The sequence below is a fragment of the Prevotella sp. tc2-28 genome (assembly GCF_900107705.1).
In the GTDB taxonomy this organism is placed as follows: domain Bacteria; phylum Bacteroidota; class Bacteroidia; order Bacteroidales; family Bacteroidaceae; genus Prevotella.
Map to the genome: position 1 here is coordinate 46,157 of NZ_FNRE01000011.1, position 25,312 is coordinate 71,468.

Sequence of the window (25,312 nt, forward strand, 5' to 3'; positions counted from 1 at the left end):
GGTTTTAGTTATGTCTTAGGGAACTATGCGTTCTCGGGGGCTTCTGACTCTTTTGAATCTCCTTTGTCTTCTGAGCTTTCTTTGTTTTCTGAGTCTTCCGCCTGTTTCGCTTCTAATTCCTTGGCTCTCCGCTCAGCCATAGCCTCGGCTTCTGCACGTTGCTGAGCTTCCAACAGTTCCTCGGCACGACTGGTCCAAGGGCGCTTGCCAAAGATTTTCTCTACATCGTCGGCAAAGATGACCTCGCGCTCTACCAGCAATTGAGCCAGTTGGGCGTGACCTTCTTTGTGCTCCTGCAGTATCTGCTTGGCGCGCTCGTATTGCTCATTGACCATCTTCAGTACTTCATCGTCCATAATCTTGGCGGTGGTCTCTGAATAGGGCTTCTGGAACGAGTATTCCTGCTGATTATAATAGCAGAGGTTAGGCAACTTATCGCTCATGCCGGCATAGGCCACCATACCATAGGCTTGTTTGGTAGTGCGTTCCAGGTCATTCATGGCTCCTGTGGAGATGTGGCCGATGAACAGTTCTTCGGCAGCACGGCCACCTAACAGCGAGCACATCTCGTCGAGCATGGCCTCCTTGGTCTGCAACACACGCTCCTCAGGGAGATACCATGCGGCACCTAAGGCTCGTCCGCGAGGTACAATGCTTACCTTGACCAACGGGTTGGCAAACTCGGTAAACCATGATATCGTTGCGTGTCCGGCCTCGTGGATGGCTATCGACCTCTTTTCCTGTTCGGTCATGACCTTTGTCTTCTTCTCCAATCCACCGATGATGCGGTCTACGGCATCCAGGAAATCTTGCTTGCCTACTGCTTCACGGTTATGACGGGCGGCTATCAATGCTGCCTCATTGCAGACGTTGGCAATGTCTGCACCCGAGAAACCTGGTGTCTGACGTGCTAGGAAATCGATGTCAAGACCTTGTTCCAACTTAAGGGGTTTCAGGTGGACGTAGAAGATTTCCTTACGCTCGTTCAGATCAGGCAAGTCAACGTGTATCTGACGGTCGAAACGACCTGCACGCATCAGTGCAGAATCGAGCATATCGGCTCGGTTGGTTGCAGCCAAAGTGATGATACCACTGTTGGTGCCGAATCCGTCCATCTCCGTCAGCAGTGCGTTCAAGGTGTTCTCTCGCTCGTCATTGCCACCCATAGCGGGATTCTTTGAGCGGGCACGTCCTACCGCATCAATCTCGTCAATGAAGATGATGCATGGGGCTTTGGTTTTGGCTTTTTCGAATAGGTCGCGAACACGACTGGCACCTACACCGACGAACATCTCAACGAAGTCGGAACCCGACATCGAGAAAAAGGGCACTCCTGCCTCTCCGGCTACGGCCTTGGCAAGAAGTGTCTTACCTGTTCCCGGAGGACCTACCAATAGGGCTCCCTTGGGTATCTTTCCGCCTAATTCGGTGTATTTCTGAGGATTCTTCAGGAAGTCTACGATTTCCTGCATCTCCTGCTTGGCTCCTGCCTGTCCGGCAACATCCTTGAAGGTAATACCCAAGTCGCCCCCCTTCTCGTACATCTGGGCTTTCGACTTGCCGACATTAAAGATGCCGCCTCCGCCCATGCCGACACCACCGCCACCCATGCGGCGCATGATGAACATCCACACGAGGATGATGCCACCAAAGAAAAGGATATTCATGATGAGCGAGTTAAAGAATTCTCCGTCCTTGGAATTATCGTATAAGAACTTACCAGTGAACTTCTTCTCCTCACGGGCTTTGTTGACAAATTGCTCTACTTGGTCGGCAGAACCGATGGCTACGGTCACGCTAGGCGACTTGCCCGTCTGCTGGACTCCCTGGTGGAAAACATCGCGGATGTGCTCTGCCTTGACATACATCTGCAGTGTGTTGTCGTATTTGTTGACTACAATCTTCTCGGCATACCCTTTCATGACCATTGTCTTGAAGTCGGAGTAACCTGTCTCTGTCTTCACACTTGATTTCTCGCTACCTTGTGTGAAGTAGAGCATAATCAGTGCGATGATGACCAAACCATAAATCCAATTCATGTTGAATCGCGGCATGTTCATCTGGGGCTTGTTATTATTGTTATTCTGTTGCACGTTTGTTTTCGTTTATTTAATCATACAATTCTTTAGTCTAGGTCAGGGATGCGTGTCAACTTGGCATCGTCCCAAAGATGCTCCAAATCATAATATTCACGCACGTCAGGAAGGAAAATATGCACCAGGACATCGCCATAGTCCATGGCTACCCATTGGGCATTCTCCAATCCTGCAACCTTCGAAGGTTTCTCGTTGAGTTCGTTGCGGGCAAGGTCGCCAATTGATTCGGTGATGGCTTCAACCTGGGCAGGTGATGAACCTTGACAGATAATGAAATAGTTACAAATGGCACCATCGATGCCGTTCAAGTTGGCTACCACAATATTGGCACCCTTTTTCTCTTGTATTCCTCTTGTTATGGTTTCTACGAGTGTTGTTGTTTGTTCCATTAATTATATATAAAGATATGTGTAATTGACGTACAAAGATACATGTAATAATTCGAAAAGGGGAAAGAAAATAGAAAATTTTGGAGTTTTTTATAAAAAAATCCGATTTTTTTTTGTTGTTTCAGAAAAATACACTACCTTTGCACCCGCAATTCGACAAGAGGTTGATAGCAAACAAGGCATTGGGGTATGGTGTAATGGTAACACTGCAGATTCTGGTCCTGCCTTTCCTGGTTCGAGTCCGGGTACCCCAACCAAAAGAAAAAGGCTTCCAATTTGGAAGCCTTTCTCTTTATGCTTTGTTCTCGGCATCAATAGCCTTTATTTTTTCACGAACCAGTTGTACTTCGTCTTTTAACTTCTGCACCTTACGATTCATCTCGTCAATCAGCGAATTGCCTTTTTTTGAGGAAGCGTTAAGGAAACCGAGGTTATTCTCATAGGTCTGAACCTCGCTCTTTAACTGCTCATATTGGCGCATTAGACGTGCACGTTCATTGTCGAGTGCATTCTCACCACGCTCAGCTACTTGCTTGAGGTTGTCCTTGAACTTCGTCAAACGGCGCTTTGCTACAGTGATATTCAGATCTTTGTAGAGTTTGTCGAGCACGGCATGGTACTCTTCATAAAGCTTGTCTTTCTCCTTGAATGGTACGTGACCGATAGTCTGGTACTCTTCTACAAGTTTCTGTACACGCTCCTGCAGGTTTTCACCTTGTTCCTCGGCAATGGCCTTGAGGCGGGCAATGACGTCGCGTTTCTTCTCCAGATTTTGGCGCTCCTCGCTATGCTGGTCGGCTCCTGCGGCATTGCGGGCATCGAAGAATTTGTTGCAGGCTCCAAGGAACTCTTCCCATAGTTGGTCACCAATCTTCTTGGGCACAGTGCCTATCGTTTTCCATTCCTTTTGCAGGTTGATAAACTTGTCGCTAGTTGATTTCCAGTCGGTAGAGTCTTGTAGGGCTTTGGCTTTCTCGATGAGTGCGCGTTTCTTGTCGGCATTTTCCTTAAAGGTGTCCTTCAGTCCACGGAAGAACTGAGCCTTACGAGAGAAGAAATCGTCACAAGCACTGCGGAAGCGTTCGAAAATTTTGACGTTCATCTTTTGAGGAGCAAAACCAATGGCTTTCCACTCACTTTGTATTTCGATAATCTGCTTGGTATGGCGCTCCCAGTCGGCACTTCCCTTATTTTCCTCGGCAACGATGGCTTCCACCTTTTCGCATAAAGCGGTTTTCTTCACAAGGTTTTCTTCTTCCTTGGCGCGTAACGTCTCGAAATGCTGTTGATGGCGCTTGTTGATGACGGTTGATGCTGCCTTGAAACGATTCCATATCTCTTCGCGTATCTCTTTGGCAACAGGACCTGTCTCACGGTATTCTTGATGCAACTTTTGTAATTGATGGAAAGCGCTGATGATGTCAGTCTCCTCTGCAAGTTTCTCAGCAGCTTCGCAGAGTTTGGTCTTCAGTTCCAGATTCTTTTTGAAATCGTATTCGCGGGCTTCACTGTTCAACTTCAGCAGATCGTAGAATTGCTCAACATACAACTGATAGTTGCGCCATAGCTCATTGGCACGCTCGGCAGGCACGTTCTTAATCTCGCGCCATTCGTCTTGCAATGCTTTGAACTCCTTGTATGACTTGTTGGCCTCTTCGGGAGAGGTCACCATAGCCTTGATTTTCTCGATGATGTCGAGCTTCTTCTGCAGATTTTCCTGCTTCTCTTGTTCTTGCTCTCTGAACAGTTTCTGACGTTTTTCCTTGATAATACCCATTTCGGCCTTGAAAGCTTCTTCCTCGGAATCGGGCTTAATCTGATATTGTTCTGGGTCGCCGCCCCCTTCTGTGTATTCCTTGAACTCGGCCTCGCGCTCAGCCAAATGCATCTTATAGAATACCGTCTTTAGGTAATCTACTTCGTCTTTCTTGGGTGACTCGTCGCTGTGGGCGATTTCACGCACACGCTCCAACACCTCTTTCTTGGTTTGATACTGCTTGCGCTCGGGTTCTTCTACTGCGGTTTCTGACTGACCGGCCTCAACTGCTGCGGTTTCCGTTACGTCTTGTTCCATGTTCTGCTCCTCGATGGGAGCTTTTTCTTGAGAGTCCATCATCTAAACAAATTTAGTGAATGATTATGGTTAGTACACAAATATTTGGGCTTCAAAATTAAATAAAAAAACTTGAATGACCTAATTTTTTTCAAGAAAAGTGACTAAATGAGTCGTTTGTGGCGGAAAATTAGCAGTGAAACGACAGAAATAGCTACCGAAAGGATGATAGCAATGACGAATCCAATCGGACTGTTCTCCATGCCATTGATGAGGTTCATGCCGAAAAAAGAGGCTACCAATGTGGGCAACATCAGGATGATAGTGACCGAGGTCAGCGTTCGCATGATGGTATTCATGTTGTTGTTGATGATACTCTGGTAGGTATCCATCGTTGATTCTAAAATGTTCGAGTAGATGCTAGTCGTTTCACGGGCCTGTGTCATCTCGATGGTTACGTCTTCGATGAGATCGGCGTCTAATTCGTCAATCTGTAACTTGAACTTCAACTTCGAGAGTAGTGTTTCGTTGCCTCGAATAGATGTATTGAAATAGGTCAGCGAGTCTTGAAGGCGCGATAGTCCAATCAGTGACTCGTTGTTTACCTCGCGGTCTAAATTACGCTTGGCTTTCTCGATGAGCATCGATATTTGTTTCAAGCGTTTCAGGTACCAGACGGCACTTGATAAGAACAAGCGGAAAATCATATCCACATAGTCGGTAAATCCTTCACCGCGTTTCTGCTGGTACGATACGAAATCAATCATCATGTTCGTCTCGTAGTAACATACAGTGATGGTTATGTCACGCTTGTGTATGATACCTAAAGGCACGGTTGTGTAGGGGGTCCTGGAACGAACTTCCTTGACGTAGGGAATACGCAAGATGATGAGCATCCAACCGTCGTCGTATTCGTAACGGGCACGCTCATCGGTATCGCTGATGTCAGAGAGGAAATAGTCGGGAATCTGGTATTCTTCTTCCAACAACTGCTGGTCTTCTTCAGTAGGACACGTCACCTGTATCCAACAATTAGGCTGCCACTCATTGAGTTGGGTGAGCCCACCTTGGGTGTTCCAAAAAGTCTTCATTTGCTAATCCTTTTTCTTGAATAAACGGTCTTAGCGGCAAAGGGATTAGCAGCCTTGCCACTTCAATCCCCCCGCCTTACGAATTGTAATTATCCGCCGGGTAGTCGTCCATTTTCTTGTTAATAATTTGGTTATTCGGCTGCAAAGATACGAATAAGCGAGCAAAAAACAAAAAAAATATGAGAATAATGTTTTTTTTTCGTAATTTTGCACCCATGGTGACTGTATTATATATAATAATAGGTGTGGTCATAGGTGCGGTAATCGTCTATGTACTGATGAACACAAAGGTGTCAGCCTTGCATGTTGAATTGGCTCGTAAGGATACAGAGATGACTATGCTGGAACATCAGCATAGTGAGGAAGCTCGGTTGTTGCAACAACAACGTAATGAGGAGGTGAAATTGCGTGAACAGCAGTTCAATGAGCAGTTGAAGACGACCAAGGAGCAGTTGCACGTACTGGCTCAACAGTTGATGGATGCCCAAGCAAAGCGTTTGAAAGAGGAGAATACCGAGAGTATGGGGCATATCACCCAGCCACTGAAGGATGCTATCAGTGAGATGCGAAAGGCTATCAGTGACAACATCAAGGACCATACGGAACAGTCGGCTTCTCTTCGTGAACAATTACGACTTATGATGGAGTCTAACCGTCAGATTGGCGAGAAAGCAGAATCACTGGCCAATGTGCTGCGTCGTGACAATAAGGTGAGTGGCAACATGGGGGAAATTATCTTGGGTGATTTGTTGGCTTCGCAAGGACTTACTGAAGGAATTCACTTTGAAGTGCAAGCACGCTTGCGCGATGACCAAGGACGTCCGCTGAAGAACGATGATACTGGACGTGAGATGCAGCCGGATGTTATCTTGCACTATCCTCAAGGACAGGATGTGATAATAGACTCCAAGGTATCTTTGGTCGCTTATCAGCGCTATGTTAATGCAGAACAGCCTGAGGAGAAGGAACGAGCCTTGCAGGAGCATATTAAATCGGTGCGTCAGCATGTGACGGAGCTTTCGCGTAAGGACTATTCCAAATACATCAAGGCTCCACGCGAAAGTGTTGATTTTGTTATTATGTTTGTACCCTTTGAATCGTCGCTGCAATTGGCTTTGGTCAACGATCCGACGCTGTGGCGTGATGCCTTTGAACGTAAGGTGTTCATCACTGGTGAACAGAACCTGCTGGGTATTCTTCACATGATACATATTGCTTGGGTTCAGAATCAACAAGCCGAGAACCAGGAGAAAGTGTTCGACATCGCTGAGCAGTTGTTGGACCGCATAGGTGACTTTGTACAACGATACAATAAGGTGGGTGAACAGTTGGATCAGGCCCGCAAGTCGTTCGAATATTCTACTAATAAGTTGATGGAGGGACGGCAGAGCGTGGTTCAAAAAGCCAACGAACTGAAAGCTCTTGGAGCGAAAGAGAATCCTAATCGTAGAATACCAAAGACAGGAGATGGTCTATTGGAACAATGATTTAGCAAACTTTGATTGGGAGGCAGCACTACCGCTGCTTTCTGAACAACGTCGCCAGCAAGTGCTTAAATACAAGTATGAACTGGGACGGAAGACGTGCGCGGCAGCCTATCTGTTGCTATGTGAAGGACTGCGCAAGGAATATGGTATCACGGATCTTCCTGTCTTTGGATATGGTGAACACGGAAAACCCTTTCTGGAAGGATTGCCTGATATCCATTTCAATATTAGTCATTGCCGAGAGACCGTGGTGTGTGCCATTGCAAGAAGACCAGTAGGGATTGATGTAGAGTCTATCCATTCTTTCAGAGAAAGTTTGGTAGCTTATACGATGAATGAGAAGGAGGTGGAACAAATCAAACGGGCCGAGCGTTCTGACGTGGAGTTTATCCGCCTGTGGACCATGAAAGAAGCCGTGCTGAAGTTGACAGGCGAAGGTATCAGTAGGGATTTGAAAACTGTGTTGATAGGTAAGGAAAAGATAGAGACATCAGTCAATATTGAGAAAAATTACATCAGTTCTATCATTTTTGGCTGAAAAATTGTATCTTTGCAGACAGAATAAAACTCATAAAACAATAAGACTATGAATTTAGAAGGAAGACGCGAAAGTTCAAATGTGGAAGATCGCCGAGGAATGAGCGGTGGTAAGAAAATCGGCCTAGCAGGTATCGGTGGTGTTTTAATCGCTATGGCGATGGCTTATTTTACTGGTGGTAATCCTTTGGAGGCAGGTCTTCAAGCTGCTCAACAGTCGTTTGGAGAGAACACCGAAGTTGTAGAGGGACAGCGTGAGTTTACCGAAGAGGAACAGGAACTAGCTAAGTTCTCTACTCAGATCTTGGCAGGTACGGAAGATGTTTGGGAGGGTATCTTCGAAGAGAACGGAATGAAATATGAGGTACCTACAATGGTGCTCTATACTGATGGTACGCAAACAGCCTGCGGACAAGGCTCTGCTGCGATGGGCCCTTTTTACTGTTCTGGCGATCAGAAATTATACATAGACTTGTCGTTTTTTACTACGATGAAGCATAAATTGGGCGCAGACGGTGATTTTGCCTATGCTTATGTCATAGCCCATGAGGTTGGCCATCATGTAGAGTATCTGACTGGCATTTTGCAGGATGCCCATGCAAAGATGGCCAAAATGTCGCAAACGGATGCAAACAAGATGTCTGTGAGACTGGAGCTGCTAGCTGATTTCTATGCTGGTGTGTGGGCTCATCATGATAATGAGCGCTTTGGCTCTTTGGAAGATGGAGATATTGAAGAGGCCATCAAGTGTGCACAGGTCATAGGCGATGACTATCTGCAGAAAAAAGCCCGTGGCTACGCAGTACCGGAATCTTTCAATCATGGAACGTCCAAGCAGCGTATGAAGTGGTTTAAACGTGGCTTGGAGACTGGTGATGTGTCACAGGGTAACACATTCGAATGCTCTGATGAAGAACTTTAAGCCACTGATATTGATATCTAATGACGACGGTTATCATGCCAAGGGCATTAACTGTTTGATAGAATGGGTGCGTGACTTCGGTGATGTTATTGTCTGTGCACCTGAACGGGCTCGTAGTGGTTTCGCGTGTGCTTTCTCTGCTACCACCCCTCTAACGATGAAATTACGTCGTAAAATGGAAGGGGTTGAGGTCTGGTCGTGCAGTGGAACCCCTGTTGACTGTGTGAAGATGGCGCTGGAAGAACTCTGTCCTCGCAAACCTGATTTGGTTATTGGGGGAATCAATCATGGCGATAATGCTTCAGTGAACACGCATTATAGTGGAACGATGGGTGTCACGATGGAAGGATGTATGAAGTATATACCTTCTGTTGCTTTCTCTCTCTGCGACCATCGTGACGATGCCGATTTCGAACCTATGCGCCCGTATGTTTGCCAGATGGTACAACGTGTATTGAAAGAGGGCTTGCCTCAAGGGGTTTGTTTGAACGTTAATTTCCCGTTGACTCCTGAATTTAAAGGTGTCAAGCTATGCCGTATGGCAAAGGGTACATGGGGCAATGAAGTGACGAAATGCCGCCATCCACGAGGCTACGACTATTGGTGGATGGTGGGTTCCTATACGAATGACGAGCCCGAAGCAGAAGATACAGACAATTGGGCCTTGAATCATGGATATGTTGCTATCACTCCTACTCAGATAGACGTTACTGCTTATGAGATGTTAGATAAGATGAAAGATTGGGAACAATGAGATACTATTTGATAGCAGGCGAGGCGAGTGGTGATTTGCATGCCTCACACTTGATGCTGGCATTGAGAAAGCAAGACCCTCAGGCGGAGTTCCGCTTCTTTGGGGGCGACCTGATGACTGTTGTGGGAGGGCAACGCGTGCGTCATTATCGCGAACTGGCATACATGGGATTCATCCCGGTGCTGCTACACTTGCCTACTATTCTTCGTAACATGAAGATGTGCAAGCAGGACATCAGCCAATGGAAGCCTGATGCGGTAATTCTCATCGACTATCCTGGCTTTAACCTGAAAATTGCCCAGTATGTAAAGGCTCATCGTATCTGTCCTGTCTATTATTATATATCGCCCAAGATATGGGCTTGGAAGGAGTACCGCATCAAGAATATCAAACGAGATGTTGACGAGCTGTTCTCCATTCTGCCTTTTGAAGTAGATTTCTTTGAATGTAAACATCATTATCCTATCCACTATGTGGGAAATCCAACCGTTCAAGAGGTGCGAGAGTTCTTGGAAAAAGATACTCAGCGTTGTTCCCATCTTAATAAACCTGTCATCGCATTACTTGCGGGCAGTCGGCAACAAGAAATTAAGGACAATCTACCTGCAATGCTCTCCGCTACGGCTCATCTTACGGATCAATACAATTTGGTTTTAGCAGGGGCACCTTCTGTTGACGCGTCTTATTATGAGCCTTTCTTGGAAGGAAGTGCTGTTCAACTTGTAAGCAACCAGACCTATCAGTTGCTCTCGCAGGCTACTGCCGCATTGGTGACCAGTGGAACTGCTACGCTTGAAACCTGTATGTTCAGTGTTCCTCAGGTTGTATGCTATAAGACTCCACTGCCCCTTATAACTGGTTTCCTAAAGCGCCGCCTGTTGAAAGTGCCCTACGTGTCGCTAGTTAATCTCATCGCTAGACGTGAGGTGGTGCCCGAACTGGTTGCCGATTCCTTCAGTGTCGACAATATACGCCGTGAACTAGAATCCCTGCTGCCCGGTGGCAGTCAGCGTGAACGGATGCTTTCTGATTATGAAGAGGTTCATCGTCTGCTAGGTGAAAGTCATGCTGCAGACGAAGCTGCTTCCATTATGGTTAATCAATTAAAATATCAAAAAACGCTATGATAAAAGTATTTCCTATTGTAGAATTGAATAATTATGAGAAAATGAAAAAAGTTATTTTATCTATTGTTTGCCTGGCTTTCGGTATGACAGTCAGTGCACAGAACATCCAGTTACATTATGATTTAGGCCATTCTTTCTATGGCGATTTAAATGGTCGTCCCAACGTCACAACTACCATTGAGATGTTTAAACCAGACAAGTGGGGCTCTACGTTTTTATTTACTGATATCGATTATTTCAGTGATGGCGCAGCAGGTGCATATTGGGAAATCTCACGTGAGTTCAACTTGACGCATAATAAGCGATGGGCGCTCCACTTGGAGTATGATGGTGGCGCAACAACCATTGAGCATACTGGCATAGGTAACCGTTTCCAGCATGCCTTCCTCGGAGGTGGAGCCTGGAATTGGGCATCTAAGGACTTTTCAAAGACCTTCTCTTTGCAGGCTATGTATAAGTACTATTTCAAAGGTACTAATCGCGGCGCTTTCAATGGTTTCCAGTTTACTGCCGTATGGGGCGATACCTTTGCTAACGGATTATGTACCTTTTCTGGTTTCCTTGATGTGTGGTACGACAAGGATGTAAAAGGAAAACTGATTACCCTTTCAGAGCCTCAGTTTTGGGTTAATTTGAATGCCTTGAAGGGAATGGAAGGCATTAATGTCAGTGTAGGTACCGAGGTGGAAATCAGCAATAACTTTGTCTTCAACAACGAGGGTAGCAACAACAAGTTCTACGCGATACCCACTATCGCTGCTAAGTGGACATTCTGATAGTTTTTTATATCATGTAATTATAACAAATCAACAACTATGAACAAGGAAGAGAAATTTGTTATCACCATCAGCCGACAGTTCGGAACAGGTGGACACGAGATTGGTGTGGAATTGGCACGAAGACTCGGTGTGAAACTGCTTGATAAGCAGATTCTGAACGAGGTGGCTTCCCGCTTCAATGCTGTCGAGGAAGCCGTGGAACATATCGAAGCGCGCAATCCGCTGTGGCGTGACGATTTCACCAACTTCTACCGTAACTACATGACGAGCAATCAGTACAACGGGCAGGAGCAAGACCTGACGAGTCATGAACTTTTTGACGCCCAATGTGCTGCTATCAGACGAATAGCCTCAGAGGAGTCCTGCGTCATCGTGGGACGCTGTGGCTTTGACGTCTTTGCCAATCATCCTAATGCGCTGAAAATCTTTGTTCATTCCAGTTTGGAGTGCCGTAAGCGTCGCATAGCTGAAAAGTATGATATCAGTGAGTTTGATGCTGCAGCTATGATAGTGGACAACGATTACAGCCGTGAACTCTACACGAAGAAATACACAGGGCGCAATTGGCTTGATGCCACCAACTATGATGTGTCCTTGGATGTTCGTAAGTTCGGTGTTAATGGAGCTGTTGACTTCCTGATGAATTGTATCGAGTAATGCTATTGTTTGGTCCTTGGCGATATAGATGACTTTCACCACAACGATATTACAATGGTTTCGGGAGAATGGCAGGGCGCTTCCTTGGCGTGAGACAAGAGACGCCTATGCTATATGGCTTTCCGAAATCATCTTGCAGCAGACGCGCATAGAGCAAGGGCGCCCCTATTGGGAGCGCTTTATGCAGCGCTGGCCGACGGTAGGTGATTTGGCGGAAGCCACGGAAGATGAGGTTTTGCGCGAGTGGCAAGGACTGGGATACTACAGCAGAGCTCGTAACCTACACGCGGCGGCTCAGCAGATTGTTGCAAGGGGTGTGTTTCCACAGACCTTGGAGGGCATTAAGACACTGAAAGGTGTGGGAGATTACACAGCTGCGGCTATTGGTTCTATCGCCTTTGGATTACCCGCTGCAGTGGTGGATGGTAATGTCTATCGTGTGTTGGCGCGCCATTATGGCATTGATACGCCTATAAATACCACAGTAGGTAAGCGTGAATTTGCATCACTAGCTCATGAGCTATTGCCTATTGATGAGGCTTCCGCATATAACCAAGGGATGATGGATTTTGGATCCATTCAATGTACACCACATAATCCCGACTGTATGAGTTGTCCGTTAATGGAAACATGTGTGGCATTGCGTGAAGGAAAAGTTGAAGAACTGCCTGTGAAGCAAAAAACGCTGAAAGTAAAAGAGCGTAAGTTGACATATATATATATAAGGTATAAAGGATTGTCAGTTATTCATCGACGTGGAAAAGGGGACATCTGGCAAGGGCTATATGAACCTTGGCTTACAGAGAATGTTCCTGAAGGGGCCCGATTAATAAGAAAGAACGTAAAGCACGTACTGACACATCGGATTATCTACGCCGACTTTTGGCTATGGGAACCAGATCAGCAACCAGTGCTGCCTGTGGATTATTGCTGGATTAATGAGGAGGATTGGGTTAACTATGGGATACCACGACTGATAGAAATTATGTTGAAAGAAATAAATAAGCAAACAAACAAATAAATAATGATAAACTTAGCCATTTTTGTTTCAGGAGGAGGCTCCAACTGTGAGAATCTAATCAGGTATTTCAAGACCTCAGACAGTGTTTATTGTGCATTGGTTGTCAGCAACAAAGCTGATGCCTATGCACTAGAAAGGGCAGGACGCTTGGGTGTTCCCACGGCAGTGGTCCCTAAAGTACATCTTAATGATGAGCGAATTATGATGCCGTTGTTGGAAGAGTATCGAATAGACTTTATTGTGCTTGCTGGATTCTTACCTTTGATACCCGACTTCCTGATTAATGCCTTCCCTCGTCGCATCATCAATATCCATCCTGCACTTTTACCCAAATATGGTGGAAAAGGCATGTGGGGACATCATGTACATGAGGCAGTGAAAGCTGCTGGCGAGACTGAAACGGGGATGACGGTGCATTATGTTACTCCCGTGTGCGACAGTGGCGAAATCATTGCCCAATATAAAACGCAACTGTCACCCACTGATAGTGTGGACGACATTGCGGAGAAAGAGCACCTATTGGAAATGGAGTATTACCCTAAGGTGGTGGAACAGGTGCTGAAAGATACATTCAAAGTTTTGTGAATTTGAAATTCTTGAAGGTGGCATAACCATTTCCTGAGGCGAAAACGCCAGGTAGCACACTTTGGAATTCGTAGAGCGTGTTATGGTTGTATCCAGAACAATCCATGCCCCACGTCTCACGTTTCCACTCCTTCCCATCCAGGCTGTACCAGCCTGTGATGATGTTGTCGCGATTAACCAGTCGGAGCCACATGTGGTTGGTATGGGTAGAATTGATGCCCCCACGCGTCTGTCCCCCCTTGCGATAGCGATATCTCTTCTCACGATCGAATCCTGTACCTTGGTAGAACTGGCTATTATAGTACATGACCAGGCCAGCCGTGACGTCACCATGTAATTCGATCTCAGCCTCTATCTGATAACGGTGGGTTCCTGCAACAAACATCAAGGGTGCCGATGTACCAGGTGAATCTCCTTGCGCTTTCAGTGTCAGTGCACCATTATTCACTTTTACTCGGTCAGGATTGAAGGCTTTATAGAATTTCCATTCTAGACCGAGGCGGAATTCTGACAGACGGGTATGACGGTCAACATTTACCACGTTCTTGATGGGGACACCAATAGGAAGAGCAACGTCAACTTGGTTGTAGCGATGAAACCATCCGTCTTGTCCAAGGTAGATAGGCTCCATAAGCGTCTGACGTCCTAGGCAGGTAAAGTCTTTTTCGTAACTATGGTAGACTATTACCCATTTCCCGTCGGGTGTGTCAACGATTGACCCGTGGCCCTTGCTCCACCAACGCTCATCCTTACTCCATGTATGGATGAGTGGATTGTTGGGCGCATTCTCCCATGGGCCATTGATACTCTGTGAACGGGCTTGTGTCACCATGTGGCTGGTCGGCGGACCTGCCGTGCCACCTTCTGCATTGAGATAATAGTAATACTTGCCAATCTTACGCAGTTTGGGACCTTCTAAGCAGAATCCCTCTGTTTCCCAATCTTCGGGATATTGCCATCCTCTATATACAATTTCTTCTGTATCTGGTATAGTGGCTAGTCCATCATCGGTAAGTCGTACGCGCTTGCCTGCGCTCATGAACAACCAACGTGAACCATCTTCGCCGACCACATGGCAGGGATCGATATTGCCAATGTGCAAGTCGATTGGAGCGCTCCATGGTCCAGCAGGATTGTTGGCCCATACCACATAGTTAGAGCGAGGCTGTGTGGCAACGGTAAAATAGATGTAATATTTGTCCTTGTACTTGCAGATGTCTGGAGCCCATATACTTCCAAGATAGGTTTTGAGGGCATATGAGATGGGTTCCCAGTGGACTAGATCCCGACTGTGGAAGACGGTGAGTCCTGGCTGGTAGTCGAAAGCCGAGTGCGTCATGTAGTAGTCGGAACCCTCACGCATAATGGTAGGGTCAGGATAGTCTCCACCTAAGATGGGGTTCGTGTATGTTTGTGAAAAAGACGATATACTCAATATGAGCATACTAAAAAGGAATAGTATTTGTTTCATGTTGGTTAGTAAAAGAAATGGTTATTTTTTCTTGGAATAGTCATTATATATCTTGATGACGAAAACAATCAGGCTGCAAGTGCCTGTGACGGTATTGGTTAAGAAGAGAGACCAGATAACCTCTGGCTCGTGGAGCAATGCCTGGATGACGAAGAATATTGCTCCTACGAACATCATGATGAATGTCGGCATAGCAATGCCGTCCGTATTACGGGTACGAATAGTTTGTATGGCTTGAGGCAGATAGCCTAAAATCATGGCCACACTGGCCAGCATACCACTCACTTCGTAAAATAATCCTTGTTCCATAGACTTTTATTTTAATATGATGCTAAATGATTTAGTCCCAATAGTCCAGCGTACGCTTCTGTAAAACGGTGGTATGTTGGCTTTGTTGACCTTTCTCCCAATAGGAGAGGGCGAGTGAATTGCTTGTCCAGTTACCATTGTCGTCACGAGTTAGGTAATTGTTGTGCATGGTAATGGTCATGATGCACTCCTTGTTCTTGTCGTACACCTTCTGATACTGAGTAGCAATGTCTCCCTCCTCGTTGTAATTATATTCGTTGATATAACTGATACCAGCTTCCGTGTTGGTCAAGGTGCGACGTTTTAGCCGATAGGCTTCATCGTATTCATATTGCACGGTGCTGTGTCCTGTTCGTTCCTTCATCTGAGCACTGATGAGGTAGCCGTAACGGTCATATTTCCGCTGACTGAGGTCTTGGTTATCTAACTGTCCATCTTTGTGGAAATGGAGGAATTGTTCCTCTGCAACAGCATTCTCCGTCACAACTTCCTGTACGTTTCCGTGAAAGCCAATGCTCAGTGCATCCTTATAGTATGGTGCATCAGGGAGATAGGTGATTCGAATCTCGCGTGATCCGTTGAAGTTGTGGGCAATAGCCAATTTAACGCTACCAAAGTTGTCCATAAAGAAATAGGAGTCGTCGCGTTGGGTGTATTCACCATGATCTTTTTGTAGTTTGTAGAGGAAATATTGGATGTTCTTCGTCAGCATGGCTTCAGTACCATAAGGACCGATGGTCACGTAGGCAGAAGTAACCAAGTTGGTTTCCGAATTTTTGCTGACCAGAAGTTTGGCCCGGATGCCATAGAAATTGCCACGGAAATAGATGTCCTCACCATCGTCTGATTGTCCCCACTCAGAGAACCCGTTTTCTGTAAGTTGTTGGCGGACACTATCGACAGGCCCTTCAAAGGCCATACCCATCAGGGATAGGCAGCGCGGATCATTGGCTGCATGAAGGTATAATACTTCTAGAAAAAATGCAGTCAAAAGGATATATCGTTTCATTTTATACGTTTTCACACTGCAAAGATACGATTTTTCATTCAAAAATAGCTACCTTTGCGACAAAAATCAATAGAATATGAAAATATTTGCAGTAGGAATGAATTATATCCAGCACAATAAAGAACTGGATGGTGCGTTATATAAACCAGAGCAACCCGTCATTTTCACCAAGGCGGATTCGGCATTGTTGAAGGATCATAAACCTTTCTTCATTCCCGATTGGAGCCAACAGGTGGATTATGAGACAGAATTGGTGGTGCGTATCTGCCGATTGGGAAAGAGCATACCTGAGCGATTTGCTCATCGCTACTATGATGCAGTGACTGTAGGTATAGACTTTACGGCACGCGACTGGCAGCGAAAGGCTCGTCAGGAGGGACATCCTTGGGAGATTTGCAAGGGATTTGACGGATCGGCAGTCATCGGTGAATGGGTGGAAAAAGAGAAACTGAGAGACATCCAGACACTACACTTCCATCTGGACATCAATGGGCAAACGGTACAAGAGGGCTGTGCAAGCGACATGCTTTATAAAGTAGATGAACTCATCAGCTACATTTCACAGTTCTTCACGTTAAAGACGGGCGATTTGCTTTTTACCGGGACACCGGTAGGTGTAGGTCCAGTACACATCGATGACCATCTGGAAGGATGGTTGGAAGATCGGAAAGTGCTGGAGTTTAATTGTAAATAATGCATTTGGAAAAAAAAAGGTTTATACTTTGCACAGCATTGTGGGCATGCTGCCTGATGGTAAGCGCCCAGCGATTTTTCAATCTGACCGCTCAGGAGGTTAGGATAGACTCTTTATTGCCAGTATTTACCTATGCTTATCCTATTGGTCCTCGCTATGCTGACTCGATTTATACAGTAAGCATTGAATATCCTGAGTTTATCCCGATGAGTGATGCTGATGTTAAGAGTTACCATGAGATAAGTGGAGAGACGTTGAAGGCGATGCCTGACGTGCAGCAGCACATCGCTGTTTCGCGGAAGCAGGGCGCATTGTATGTCTCGTTCGTACCGCTTGTCTGTCGTAACGGACAATATCTGAAACTAGTTAGTTTCATGCTTGACATCAAGAGTCGGGAAAAGGTGCGTCTCCGCCGTGCTTCTTCGGCAGCAGAGCGTTATGCGGATAATTCCGTTCTAAGACATGGGACATGGATTAAAATCAGTATTCCGCAGACCGGAATCTATCAGTTGACAGAAGAACTGGTCAAGAAAGCTGGACTCACCAGTCTTGACAATGTCAGAATATATGGTTATGGTGGCGGATTGCAACCAGAGAAACTGACTGCTGATTATCTGATGGAAACTGACGATTTGCAACAACTGCCTACCTGCCGTGTGGACGGCAGAAAGTTTTTCTATGGTATTGGTCCCGTTACCTGGGATGAGTCCTTTCAACGTGTACGTAATCCTTATTCTAACTATGGTTATTACTTCTTGACGGAGAATGATGAAGAAGACTATGTTATTGATAAGGATACTTTCCTTCAACAGTTCTATCCCTTGGCTGATGACTACTGCTCACTCTATGAGGTAGATGACTTTGCTTGGTTCCACGGTGGGCGTAATCTTTATGACGCAAAGGAACTGATAGCAGGGGAAAGCTATGCCTATGAAATCTCGTCAACGGGGACGACAGCAGAAGGTCTTGTGACCGTTTGCCTCTCTGCGGAAGATGGAGCAAGGGTAGAAGTCAAGGTGAATGAGGGTGAGCCTCACTCGATGGTAGTCGAACAAAATGGCAGTTACGAGAAGATGCGCACAGAGACTCTGACGTTTGGTGTGACTAATCTGCAAGCCGCCAATCAAGTGGTTCTGACCCCACAGGCGGGAAGTGGTACTGTACGATTGGACTACATCTCGATATATGCCAATAAGCCGAAGCCTGCGCCAGAGTTGGCAAAGACATATGCGGAACCTAAATTAGTTGGGCGCATAACGAATCAGAACCATCATGCTGCAGAGGCTGCTGACATGGTGATTGTCATCCCGACAACACAGACGTTGCTTGCGCAAGCAGAACGACTGAAAGCGCTCCATGAGGAACATGATGGGCTGAGGGTACAGATAATACCTGCTGATGAGTTGTTCAACGAGTTCTCCAGCGGTACACCAGATGCAAATGCCTATCGCCGCTATCTGAAAATGCTTTACGACAGGGCAGAAACGGAAGAGGATATGCCTAAGTTCTTGCTTTTGTTGGGCGACGGAGCCTGGGACAACCGCATGTTGGTCAGCGATTGGAGCAATTGCTCGCCTGACGATTTCTTGCTTTGTTATGAGAGTGATAACTCTTATAGCGCAACACACTGTTATGTGTCTGATGACTATTTCTGTATGTTAGACGACGAAGAGGGTGGCCGTCTGGTAACTAGTGACAAGGCAGATGTAGCAGTAGGGCGTATAACAGCGCGGACGGCAGAAGAAGCAGAAATCGCAGTTGACAAGGTAGAAGGCTACATGAATAATAAGGAGGCGGGCGCTTGGCAGAATGTGGTATGCTTCTTAGGTGACGATGGCAATCAGAACCAACACATGGCTGATGCAGACTCTGTGGCGAAGTCTGTTGAGGAACTTTATCCACACTTACTGGTAAAGCGCATCATGTGGGACGCCTATACGCGCGTCAGTTCGTCAACAGGCAACTCTTACCCGGATGTGACACGACTGATTAAGCAGCAGATGCAGCAGGGAGCGCTGATGATTAACTATTCAGGACACGGGCGTGCGGATGCTATATCACATGAGTATGTGATGCGACTGACCGATTTCCAGACAGCAACCTCCTCGCGTCTACCCTTGTGGATGACGGCATCATGCGATATCATGCCCTTTGACGGACAAGAGGATAATATTGGCGAGGCTGCTTTCTTTAATAAAAAGGGTGGGGCGATTGCCTTTTATGGTACAACTCGAACGGTTTATCAAAGTTACAACAGATTGATGAACCTAGCTTTTACTCGCCATGTCCTTGGTAGTGATGATGAGGGACTCCCAATGCCAATAGGGGAGGCTGTGCGCCTGACGAAAAACGAATTGATAGCCACCAAACTGGATCAGACACCTAACAAACTCCAATATTCACTGTTGGGCGACCCTGCTTTGCGGCTGGCTATCCCTAAACGTGAGATAAAAGTCGATTCTGTCAATAATTTGCCACTTACAGATGGTATGACTCTAATTTTGAAGGCAGGCTCCACAGCAAGGTTGTCAGGCCGTGTATTGAGTGAAGATGCCCAGACAGAGGAGCATTTCAATGGCGTGCTGAGTGCTGTAGTACGCGATGTGAAAGAGCAGATTACATGTAAATTGAATGATACATCGTCGGAAGGCGCAAGTGTTCCTTTCGTCTACGAAGATCGTCCGAATATCGTGTATAGTGGTAGCGACTATGTTAAGAACGGCCGCTTCTCGCTGACCTTTGCCGTTCCCAAGGATATCAAGTATTCGGATCTTCCTGCTTTGGTAAATCTTTATGCCGTTAATGAAGAAAAGACAGTTGAGGCCAATGGTATCTGCCGGAATCTGGTGTTGAACGGAAAGGATGAACAAAGTCAGGGAACTGTTGGTCCGAATATCTATTGTTACCTGAATAGTACGTCTTTTACCAATGGGGGTCGTGTTAATCCAACGCCTTATTTCGTGGCAGAACTTAGTGATGAAGACGGCATTAATGCGTCAGGAGGAGGCATCGGTCATGAGTTGCAATTAGTAATTGATGGCGAGATGTCGAAAACCTATTCGTTGAATGACTATTTCCAGTTCGATTTTGGAAGCTATACCAAAGGAAAGGTTGGGTTTAGCATTCCTCAACTGTCCAATGGCCCACATAAGTTGAAATTCACAGCGTGGGATATCTTGAACAACTCTTCAACATCCGAACTGTCGTTCGTCGTAGAGAAAGAACTCGCGCCATTGTTCCTGGATGTGGAGTGCTCACCTAATCCGGCGCGTACAAATACCTCTTTCCGTATTATCCATGACCGTATTGCAGCTGAAATGGATGTCAAACTGGATGTTTACGATACGTCGGGAAGACATTTGTGGACTCATTCTGAGAACGGGGTGACTGCTGATAATACCTTTACCGTTAACTGGGATCTGACTGTCGATGGAGGTCGCCGATTGCATACAGGTCTCTACCTCTATAAGATAAGTATCAGTACAGAAGGTAGCAGTTATGTATCGAAGACAAAGAAACTGATAATATTCTCACATCAATAAAATAAGATTATGAAGACAACAAGGATAGTAACTTTAACAGCATGCCTCTTGGCAGGACTGTTGACTCGCGCTCAGGACACTAAGAGCCAGTTCAACCCCATCGACCATGCTGTCATCTCGCAGACGATTGCTCCTGACGCCCGTGCTGCCGGTATGGGTGATGTGGGTGTTGCAACCGATCCTGATGTGAACTCACAGTACTGGAACCCGGCAAAGTATCCGTTTTGCATCAGTCGTGCAGGTGTGGCATTGAACTACACACCATGGTTGAGGCAATTGGTGAATGACATTGACCTGGCTTATGTGGCAGGTTATTACCGTATCGGCGACTATGCGGCTGTCAGCGGATCGCTGCGCTATTTCTCATTGGGCGAGGTGATGACATCAGAGGCTTCCAACGCCATGACAGTCAAGCCCTATGAGATGTCACTCGATGTGGGCGCTTCCCTGATGTTGAGCGAGAAATTCTCCATAGCAGCAGTCATCCGATGGCTATATAGCGACTTGCGTTATGACTATACGGAAAATGCTAGTCCAGCATCGGCATTTGCTGCTGACCTGGCTTGTTACTACAACAATTATATCAATATTGGACCAAGGGAGTGCCAACTTGGACTCGGTATGAATATCTCGAATGTTGGTAGTAAGATTAAGTATTTTGGTGATGATAAGTCAAACTTCCTCCCTGCGAACTTGCGTGTTGGTGCTTCGCTGATGGTACCTGTTGATGAGTACAACCGCTTTACGATTGCTGCTGATGCCAACAAACTACTTGTACCTACGGTGCCTAAGCAGAATGATGGCGAGTCAACTGAGGACTACCAACAACGTGTCATCAGTGAGTATAATGATTTGGGATCTATTGCCGGTATCTTTAAGAGTTTTCATGATGCTCCTGGTGGATTCAAAGAAGAGATGCAGGAGATTCAGTGGAGCGTGGGTGCAGAATATGTCTATCATGACCAGTTCTCGCTGCGCGCAGGATATCACCACCAGTCAGAAAACAAGGGAAATCTAAAATATTTCACCGTGGGTGGAGGATTCCGCATGAGCGTCTTCTCCCTTGACGTGGGTTATGTCATTGCTACGGCAAAGACTAATCCGCTTGACCAGACACTTCGTTTCACCCTTGCCTTCGATATGGATGGCATTAAAGACTTGTTTAGAAAATGATAAGAGTAGGAATGGGCTATGATGTTCATCAGTTGGTTGCTGGACGTGACCTTTGGATGGGCGGTATTAAGATTGAACATGAGTTGGGCCTGTTAGGACATAGCGATGCTGATGTGCTGATACATGCAATATGTGATGCGATATTGGGTGCGGCGAATATGCGCGACATCGGTTATCATTTCCCGGACACGTCAGCAGAGACAGATGGTATGGATAGCAAGATTATCTTGCGGAAGACCATTGAGCTTATTGCAAGCAAGGGTTATCATCTGGTCAACATCGATGCGACGATATGTGCAGAACGGCCAAAGATGAATCCTCACATCCCTGCTATGCAACAATGCATGGCAGAAGTTATTGGTACTGATGCAGACAGTATCTCTATTAAGGCAACGACTACTGAGAAGTTGGGCTTTACAGGTCGCCAGGAAGGCATCTCGGCCTACGCAGTAGCACTGATTGAAAAGTAGTGGCAAAAAAATGCCACTACTCATCAACGAGCAGTGACATCCAAAAGCCTATGTTTAACTAAAAATCCTTTTCATTTTAATTCCGGTTTTTCAACCGGAGGGCCTGTTTTACCAAACAGGAATATCTAACAAATACTAACCTTTTTCTAAAGAAAAGAAAGTTATGACCGCCTCACGGTGCCCACTGTTTTTCACACATTTAAAACTTTCTTTTTACCAATAACTAAAAACCTAAAACTATAAATATTACTACTAACCTAAAACAATCTATTAACCAATTTTCTTTGACTTCACTCAGTCAAAGCCGGTGTGAACCGGTTGTCTTTGTTTGACGATGCAAAGGTACGAAGTTTTTTCTTACCTGCAAGCATTTTATTTCTTTTTGGTGTAAAAAATACGTTATTCTTGATTTAAATCAAGTAGCTGTGTGCGCAAACAACAGTTGTTAACATTTTAGTACTCCGTTTTATCATCTTTTTGCATCCACATGTCAAAAGCCTTGCTTGCCTCTGCTTGCATGAAGACTTCGCTGGGCTTCTTGCGATACTGTGGCTTCTGTTCCAGTTCCTGATAGATGAAATCGTCGTCGAAACCGATACGGGCGGCGTCTTTTCGGTCATTGGCATAGTAAATCTTGTCCAGGTGAGCCCAGTAGATTGCCCCCAGGCACATGGGGCATGGCTCACAGGATGTATAAATCTCACACCCCGACAGGTCGTAGGTGCCCAATTTCTTAGTGGCCTTGCGGATGGCACTCACCTCGGCATGGGCCGTAGGGTCATTGTCAATGGTGACGCAGTTGGATGCTTCCGCAATGATTTCACCGTTCTTCACAATGACGGCACCAAACGGACCGCCACCGTTCTTAACACTGTTCTCTGAAAGCGTAATGGCTCTCATCATAAAATCTTTTTTCTCCATAGTATGATATATTAGTTGTTGCAAAGGTAAGAAAAAAAATCAATTATTCCTCTTTTTATTTGTTTTTATTTGTACCTTTGTGGCAGTATAAAGATAAAGTATGAGAATTCTGATTGTCAATACGAGTGAGCGGACGGGTGGCGCTGCTGTTGCTGCTAACCGACTGATGGATGCTCTGAAGAATAATGGCGTGAAGGCGAAGATGCTGGTTCGAGACAAGGAGACCGCGTCGCTGACGGTCTGTGGATTGTCATCCAAGTGGTGCACACAGTGGCATTTCCTATGGGAACGTTTTGTCATTTGGCTCCATCTGCATTTCAATCGTGAGCATTTGTTCGAGATTGACATTGCCAATTGCGGTACGGACATCACACGGTTGCCAGAGTTTCAGGAAGCAGATGTAATCCATCTCCACTGGGTGAATCAAGGCATGCTTTCGCTGAAGAACATCCGCAAGATTCTGGTGTCGGGGAAAACCGTGGTGTGGACGATGCACGACATGTGGCCTGCAACGGCCATCTGTCACCTGACCTTAGGCTGTCAGTCATTCCTGACGGGCTGTCATCATTGTCCTCTCTTGCCTGGCGGTGGTTCTTCCAACGACCTGTCAGCGCGCGTATGGCATCGAAAGCAGCAGATGCTTGCAGGTCATCGCATCAGTTTCGTGACCTGCAGTCAATGGTTGGCGGGTGATGCCCGAAAGAGTGGACTGTTGAAAGGACAGGATGTTTTTTGCATTCCTAATCCTATCGATACCCGGCTTTTTCGTCCAATGGATCAGTTGGAGGCACGTAAAGCTCTTGGCTTGCCCGCAGAAGACAGAATCATCCTGTTTGCCTCTCAGCGTGTAACCAATCCTAATAAGGGCATGGCTTTCTTGATTGATGCCTGTCGGTTGTTGGCAGACAGTCATCCGGAAATGAAGGAGCACATCAGTGTGGCTATCCTTGGGGGACATGCCGAGGAGATTACCGGCCAGTTGCCTTTCCGCTCGTTTCCTTTGGGATATGTCAGCGACCAACAGCGCATTATTAAAGTATATAATGCCAGCGATGTCTTTGTGTTGCCTTCACTGTCGGAGAATCTTCCCAATACCATCATGGAGTCGATGGCCTGCGGCGTACCTTCCGTCGGTTTCCGTGTGGGCGGCATCCCAGAGATGATTGACCATCAGGAAACCGGCTATGTGGCAGAATATCGAAATGCAGAAAGTCTGGCCACTGGCATCAGATGGACTCTCTATGAAGCCGATTCACATCGTGTGCGCGAAGCGTGTTTGCGCAAGGTCGCACATAACTATTCGCAACAGAGCGTGGCCAATCGCTATATAGAAGTCTACGAAGCTGCCATGAAACCAAAGGAGATGAAGCGATGATACGGATTTCGATAGTTACCATTACCTACAATGCGGCACGCACCTTACAGCGAACCCTCGATAGTGTTTGTCGACAGACCTATCCGCACATCGAGCACCTCATTATCGATGGGGCTTCCAAGGACGATACGCTTCGGATTGCACAGCAATACAAAGCCACAAGTCCTCATGAGGTCATTATACAGTCGGAGCCTGACAACGGACTCTATGACGCCATGAATAAAGGACTGCAGAAGGCTACGGGCGACTACATCGTATTCCTCAATGCAGGCGACTCGCTCTATGCTCCAGATACTATTCAGACGGTGGTCAATGCCGCCAGTCCTCAGTCGTCAGCCGTCAGCCCTCAGCACCTCCCTGCCGTAGTCTATGGTGACACAGCCATCACCGACGGTGAGGGGCGTTTCCTCCATTTGCGTCGCCATCGTCCACCCAAGTTGCTCACTTGGCGTTCTTTCAAAAAAGGCATGCTTGTCTGCCATCAGGCTTTCTATGCCCGTCTTGACATTGCCCGCCAGTTCCCTTACGACCTGAAATATCGCCATTCGGCTGATGTTGATTGGTGCATTCGTGTGATGAAAGAAGCTGAGCATAGAGGTCTGCCGCTTGTCAACGCCAATGTCATCGTAGCCAATTTCGAGGAAGGTGGCGATACTACTCAACACCACCAGGACTCTCTTTGGGAGCGCTTCTACGTTATGGCCACCCATTACGGTTACATCCAGACCGTCCTTCTGCATGCCTGGTTCGTTCTTCGTTCCGTGTTGATGAAACTCAATTGCTACCTTTAAAACTAGCAATTATTGCCTTTGTGCGAATAAGGATACCTTATTGACAAATAACCCTGGGT

At 46.4% G+C, this 25,312-nt stretch carries 23 protein-coding genes and 1 tRNA gene; 16 read left to right on the forward strand and 8 right to left on the reverse strand.

Annotated features, from left to right (window positions below):
• Positions 1–23: 23 nt before the first annotated feature.
• Both ftsH and rsfS read right to left on the reverse strand, forming a co-directional pair.
• A complete protein-coding gene (gene ftsH, locus BLU47_RS10515; protein ID WP_176780551.1) occupies positions 24–2,060 on the reverse strand; it encodes an ATP-dependent zinc metalloprotease FtsH in 2,037 nt (678 codons plus the stop codon).
• Between the two features lie 65 nt (positions 2,061–2,125).
• Positions 2,126–2,485 (reverse strand): ribosome silencing factor, encoded by a 360-nt coding sequence (gene rsfS / locus BLU47_RS10520; RefSeq protein WP_091962234.1) that lies wholly within the window; start codon positions 2,483–2,485, stop codon positions 2,126–2,128.
• Between the two features lie 183 nt (positions 2,486–2,668).
• Here rsfS and BLU47_RS10525 point away from each other — a divergent pair.
• Positions 2,669–2,742 (forward strand) — tRNA-Gln (locus BLU47_RS10525).
• A gap of 35 nt (positions 2,743–2,777) precedes the next feature.
• Here BLU47_RS10525 and BLU47_RS10530 read toward each other — a convergent pair.
• Together BLU47_RS10530 and BLU47_RS10535 are read right to left on the reverse strand one after the other, a co-directional pair.
• The gene (locus BLU47_RS10530; RefSeq protein WP_369796978.1) at positions 2,778–4,601 is read right to left on the reverse strand and encodes a DUF349 domain-containing protein; all 1,824 of its coding nucleotides are present in this window, start codon (positions 4,599–4,601) and stop codon (positions 2,778–2,780) included.
• Positions 4,602–4,702: 101 nt separating this feature from the next.
• Positions 4,703–5,629, reverse strand: coding sequence for a magnesium transporter CorA family protein (locus BLU47_RS10535; RefSeq protein ID WP_091962237.1), 927 nt, complete (start codon positions 5,627–5,629; stop codon positions 4,703–4,705).
• Positions 5,630–5,844: 215 nt separating this feature from the next.
• On the opposite strand from BLU47_RS10535, the gene BLU47_RS10540 reads away from it, so the two are divergent.
• Genes BLU47_RS10540 through BLU47_RS10580 form a run of 9 tightly spaced genes read left to right on the forward strand, consistent with a single transcriptional unit; the run spans position 5,845 to position 13,498 of the window.
• On the forward strand, positions 5,845–7,116 hold the full coding sequence (locus BLU47_RS10540) for a DNA recombination protein RmuC (RefSeq protein WP_091962241.1): 1,272 nt from the start codon (positions 5,845–5,847) through the stop codon (positions 7,114–7,116).
• On the forward strand, positions 7,097–7,654 hold the full coding sequence (locus tag BLU47_RS10545) for a 4'-phosphopantetheinyl transferase family protein (RefSeq protein ID WP_091962244.1): 558 nt from the start codon (positions 7,097–7,099) through the stop codon (positions 7,652–7,654). The genes BLU47_RS10540 and BLU47_RS10545 overlap by 20 nt, the downstream gene beginning before the upstream one ends.
• Positions 7,655–7,702: 48 nt before the next feature.
• Positions 7,703–8,575, forward strand: coding sequence for a KPN_02809 family neutral zinc metallopeptidase (locus BLU47_RS10550; RefSeq protein WP_091962246.1), 873 nt, complete (start codon positions 7,703–7,705; stop codon positions 8,573–8,575).
• Positions 8,562–9,329 (forward strand): 5'/3'-nucleotidase SurE, encoded by a 768-nt coding sequence (gene surE / locus BLU47_RS10555; RefSeq protein ID WP_091962249.1) that lies wholly within the window; start codon positions 8,562–8,564, stop codon positions 9,327–9,329. Before BLU47_RS10550 ends, surE begins: the two co-directional genes overlap by 14 nt.
• Positions 9,326–10,456: a lipid-A-disaccharide synthase gene (gene lpxB / locus BLU47_RS10560; protein ID WP_091962252.1), complete on the forward strand. Its 1,131-nt coding sequence runs from the start codon at positions 9,326–9,328 to the stop codon at positions 10,454–10,456. The genes surE and lpxB overlap by 4 nt, the downstream gene beginning before the upstream one ends.
• Before the next feature lie 41 nt (positions 10,457–10,497).
• Complete coding sequence (locus BLU47_RS10565; RefSeq protein WP_091962255.1) at positions 10,498–11,232, forward strand: nucleoside-specific channel-forming Tsx family protein; 735 nt, start codon at positions 10,498–10,500, stop codon at positions 11,230–11,232.
• A 39-nt stretch (positions 11,233–11,271) separates the two neighbouring features.
• Entirely contained in the window at positions 11,272–11,892 is a 621-nt protein-coding gene (locus BLU47_RS10570; RefSeq protein ID WP_091962257.1) for a cytidylate kinase-like family protein, read from the forward strand.
• A 28-nt stretch (positions 11,893–11,920) separates the two neighbouring features.
• Positions 11,921–12,913 (forward strand): A/G-specific adenine glycosylase, encoded by a 993-nt coding sequence (gene mutY / locus BLU47_RS10575; RefSeq protein WP_091962260.1) that lies wholly within the window; start codon positions 11,921–11,923, stop codon positions 12,911–12,913.
• 3 nt (positions 12,914–12,916) lie between these two features.
• Entirely contained in the window at positions 12,917–13,498 is a 582-nt protein-coding gene (locus tag BLU47_RS10580) for a phosphoribosylglycinamide formyltransferase (RefSeq protein WP_091962263.1), read from the forward strand.
• On the opposite strand, the gene BLU47_RS10585 is transcribed toward BLU47_RS10580, so the two are convergent.
• From BLU47_RS10585 to BLU47_RS10595, 3 genes are read right to left on the reverse strand one after another with little or no spacing between them, the layout of a single operon-like run.
• On the reverse strand, positions 13,485–14,969 hold the full coding sequence (locus BLU47_RS10585) for a family 43 glycosylhydrolase (RefSeq protein ID WP_091962266.1): 1,485 nt from the start codon (positions 14,967–14,969) through the stop codon (positions 13,485–13,487). The genes BLU47_RS10580 and BLU47_RS10585 overlap by 14 nt on opposite strands.
• 21 nt (positions 14,970–14,990) lie before the next feature.
• Entirely contained in the window at positions 14,991–15,278 is a 288-nt protein-coding gene (locus BLU47_RS10590; RefSeq protein WP_143025542.1) for a SemiSWEET family sugar transporter, read from the reverse strand.
• Between the two features lie 31 nt (positions 15,279–15,309).
• Complete coding sequence (locus tag BLU47_RS10595) at positions 15,310–16,287, reverse strand: hypothetical protein (RefSeq protein ID WP_091962269.1); 978 nt, start codon at positions 16,285–16,287, stop codon at positions 15,310–15,312.
• A 76-nt stretch (positions 16,288–16,363) separates the two neighbouring features.
• Here BLU47_RS10595 and BLU47_RS10600 point away from each other — a divergent pair, with 76 nt between their 5' ends.
• The 4 genes from BLU47_RS10600 to ispF are packed head-to-tail and all read left to right on the forward strand — an operon-like array spanning position 16,364 to position 22,166.
• Positions 16,364–16,981 carry a fumarylacetoacetate hydrolase family protein gene (locus tag BLU47_RS10600; protein WP_091962272.1) on the forward strand — a complete coding sequence of 206 codons (618 nt, stop codon included), beginning with the start codon at positions 16,364–16,366 and terminating at the stop codon, positions 16,979–16,981.
• 56 nt (positions 16,982–17,037) lie between these two features.
• Positions 17,038–20,523 (forward strand): type IX secretion system sortase PorU, encoded by a 3,486-nt coding sequence (porU, locus tag BLU47_RS10605; protein WP_255402160.1) that lies wholly within the window; start codon positions 17,038–17,040, stop codon positions 20,521–20,523.
• A gap of 9 nt (positions 20,524–20,532) precedes the next feature.
• Positions 20,533–21,696: a type IX secretion system outer membrane channel protein PorV gene (porV, locus tag BLU47_RS10610; RefSeq protein WP_143025543.1), complete on the forward strand. Its 1,164-nt coding sequence runs from the start codon at positions 20,533–20,535 to the stop codon at positions 21,694–21,696.
• Positions 21,693–22,166: a 2-C-methyl-D-erythritol 2,4-cyclodiphosphate synthase gene (gene ispF, locus BLU47_RS10615; protein WP_091962280.1), complete on the forward strand. Its 474-nt coding sequence runs from the start codon at positions 21,693–21,695 to the stop codon at positions 22,164–22,166. The genes porV and ispF overlap by 4 nt, the downstream gene beginning before the upstream one ends.
• A gap of 453 nt (positions 22,167–22,619) precedes the next feature.
• Here ispF and BLU47_RS10620 read toward each other — a convergent pair whose 3' ends face one another.
• On the reverse strand, positions 22,620–23,087 hold the full coding sequence (locus BLU47_RS10620) for a nucleoside deaminase (protein ID WP_091962283.1): 468 nt from the start codon (positions 23,085–23,087) through the stop codon (positions 22,620–22,622).
• 100 nt (positions 23,088–23,187) lie between these two features.
• Here BLU47_RS10620 and BLU47_RS10625 point away from each other — a divergent pair, with 100 nt between their 5' ends.
• Entirely contained in the window at positions 23,188–24,462 is a 1,275-nt protein-coding gene (locus tag BLU47_RS10625) for a glycosyltransferase family 4 protein (protein WP_091962286.1), read from the forward strand.
• On the forward strand, positions 24,459–25,253 hold the full coding sequence (locus BLU47_RS10630) for a glycosyltransferase family 2 protein (protein ID WP_091962289.1): 795 nt from the start codon (positions 24,459–24,461) through the stop codon (positions 25,251–25,253). The genes BLU47_RS10625 and BLU47_RS10630 overlap by 4 nt, the downstream gene beginning before the upstream one ends.
• The last annotated feature ends 59 nt before the right edge of the window (positions 25,254–25,312 follow it).

Bases quoted from the DNA above. Each gene is read 5' to 3' on its own strand.
- BLU47_RS10630 (WP_091962289.1), top strand. From the start codon at position 24,459: ATGATACGGATTTCGATAGTTACCATTACCTACAATGCGGCACGCACC.
- BLU47_RS10530 (WP_369796978.1), bottom strand. From the start codon at position 4,601: ATGATGGACTCTCAAGAAAAAGCTCCCATCGAGGAGCAGAACATGGAA.
- BLU47_RS10550 (WP_091962246.1), top strand. From the start codon at position 7,703: ATGAATTTAGAAGGAAGACGCGAAAGTTCAAATGTGGAAGATCGCCGA.
- porU (WP_255402160.1), top strand. From the start codon at position 17,038: ATGGTAAGCGCCCAGCGATTTTTCAATCTGACCGCTCAGGAGGTTAGG.
- BLU47_RS10565 (WP_091962255.1), top strand. From the start codon at position 10,498: ATGAAAAAAGTTATTTTATCTATTGTTTGCCTGGCTTTCGGTATGACA.
- BLU47_RS10585 (WP_091962266.1), bottom strand. From the start codon at position 14,969: ATGAAACAAATACTATTCCTTTTTAGTATGCTCATATTGAGTATATCG.
- rsfS (WP_091962234.1), bottom strand. From the start codon at position 2,485: ATGGAACAAACAACAACACTCGTAGAAACCATAACAAGAGGAATACAA.
- surE (WP_091962249.1), top strand. From the start codon at position 8,562: ATGAAGAACTTTAAGCCACTGATATTGATATCTAATGACGACGGTTAT.
- BLU47_RS10625 (WP_091962286.1), top strand. From the start codon at position 23,188: ATGAGAATTCTGATTGTCAATACGAGTGAGCGGACGGGTGGCGCTGCT.
- ispF (WP_091962280.1), top strand. From the start codon at position 21,693: ATGATAAGAGTAGGAATGGGCTATGATGTTCATCAGTTGGTTGCTGGA.
- BLU47_RS10540 (WP_091962241.1), top strand. From the start codon at position 5,845: ATGGTGACTGTATTATATATAATAATAGGTGTGGTCATAGGTGCGGTA.
- lpxB (WP_091962252.1), top strand. From the start codon at position 9,326: ATGAGATACTATTTGATAGCAGGCGAGGCGAGTGGTGATTTGCATGCC.
- BLU47_RS10570 (WP_091962257.1), top strand. From the start codon at position 11,272: ATGAACAAGGAAGAGAAATTTGTTATCACCATCAGCCGACAGTTCGGA.
- ftsH (WP_176780551.1), bottom strand. From the start codon at position 2,060: ATGAACATGCCGCGATTCAACATGAATTGGATTTATGGTTTGGTCATC.
- BLU47_RS10600 (WP_091962272.1), top strand. From the start codon at position 16,364: ATGAAAATATTTGCAGTAGGAATGAATTATATCCAGCACAATAAAGAA.
- BLU47_RS10595 (WP_091962269.1), bottom strand. From the start codon at position 16,287: ATGAAACGATATATCCTTTTGACTGCATTTTTTCTAGAAGTATTATAC.
- porV (WP_143025543.1), top strand. From the start codon at position 20,533: ATGAAGACAACAAGGATAGTAACTTTAACAGCATGCCTCTTGGCAGGA.
- mutY (WP_091962260.1), top strand. From the start codon at position 11,921: ATGACTTTCACCACAACGATATTACAATGGTTTCGGGAGAATGGCAGG.
- BLU47_RS10590 (WP_143025542.1), bottom strand. From the start codon at position 15,278: ATGGAACAAGGATTATTTTACGAAGTGAGTGGTATGCTGGCCAGTGTG.
- BLU47_RS10620 (WP_091962283.1), bottom strand. From the start codon at position 23,087: ATGGAGAAAAAAGATTTTATGATGAGAGCCATTACGCTTTCAGAGAAC.
- BLU47_RS10545 (WP_091962244.1), top strand. From the start codon at position 7,097: ATGGTCTATTGGAACAATGATTTAGCAAACTTTGATTGGGAGGCAGCA.
- BLU47_RS10580 (WP_091962263.1), top strand. From the start codon at position 12,917: ATGATAAACTTAGCCATTTTTGTTTCAGGAGGAGGCTCCAACTGTGAG.
- BLU47_RS10535 (WP_091962237.1), bottom strand. From the start codon at position 5,629: ATGAAGACTTTTTGGAACACCCAAGGTGGGCTCACCCAACTCAATGAG.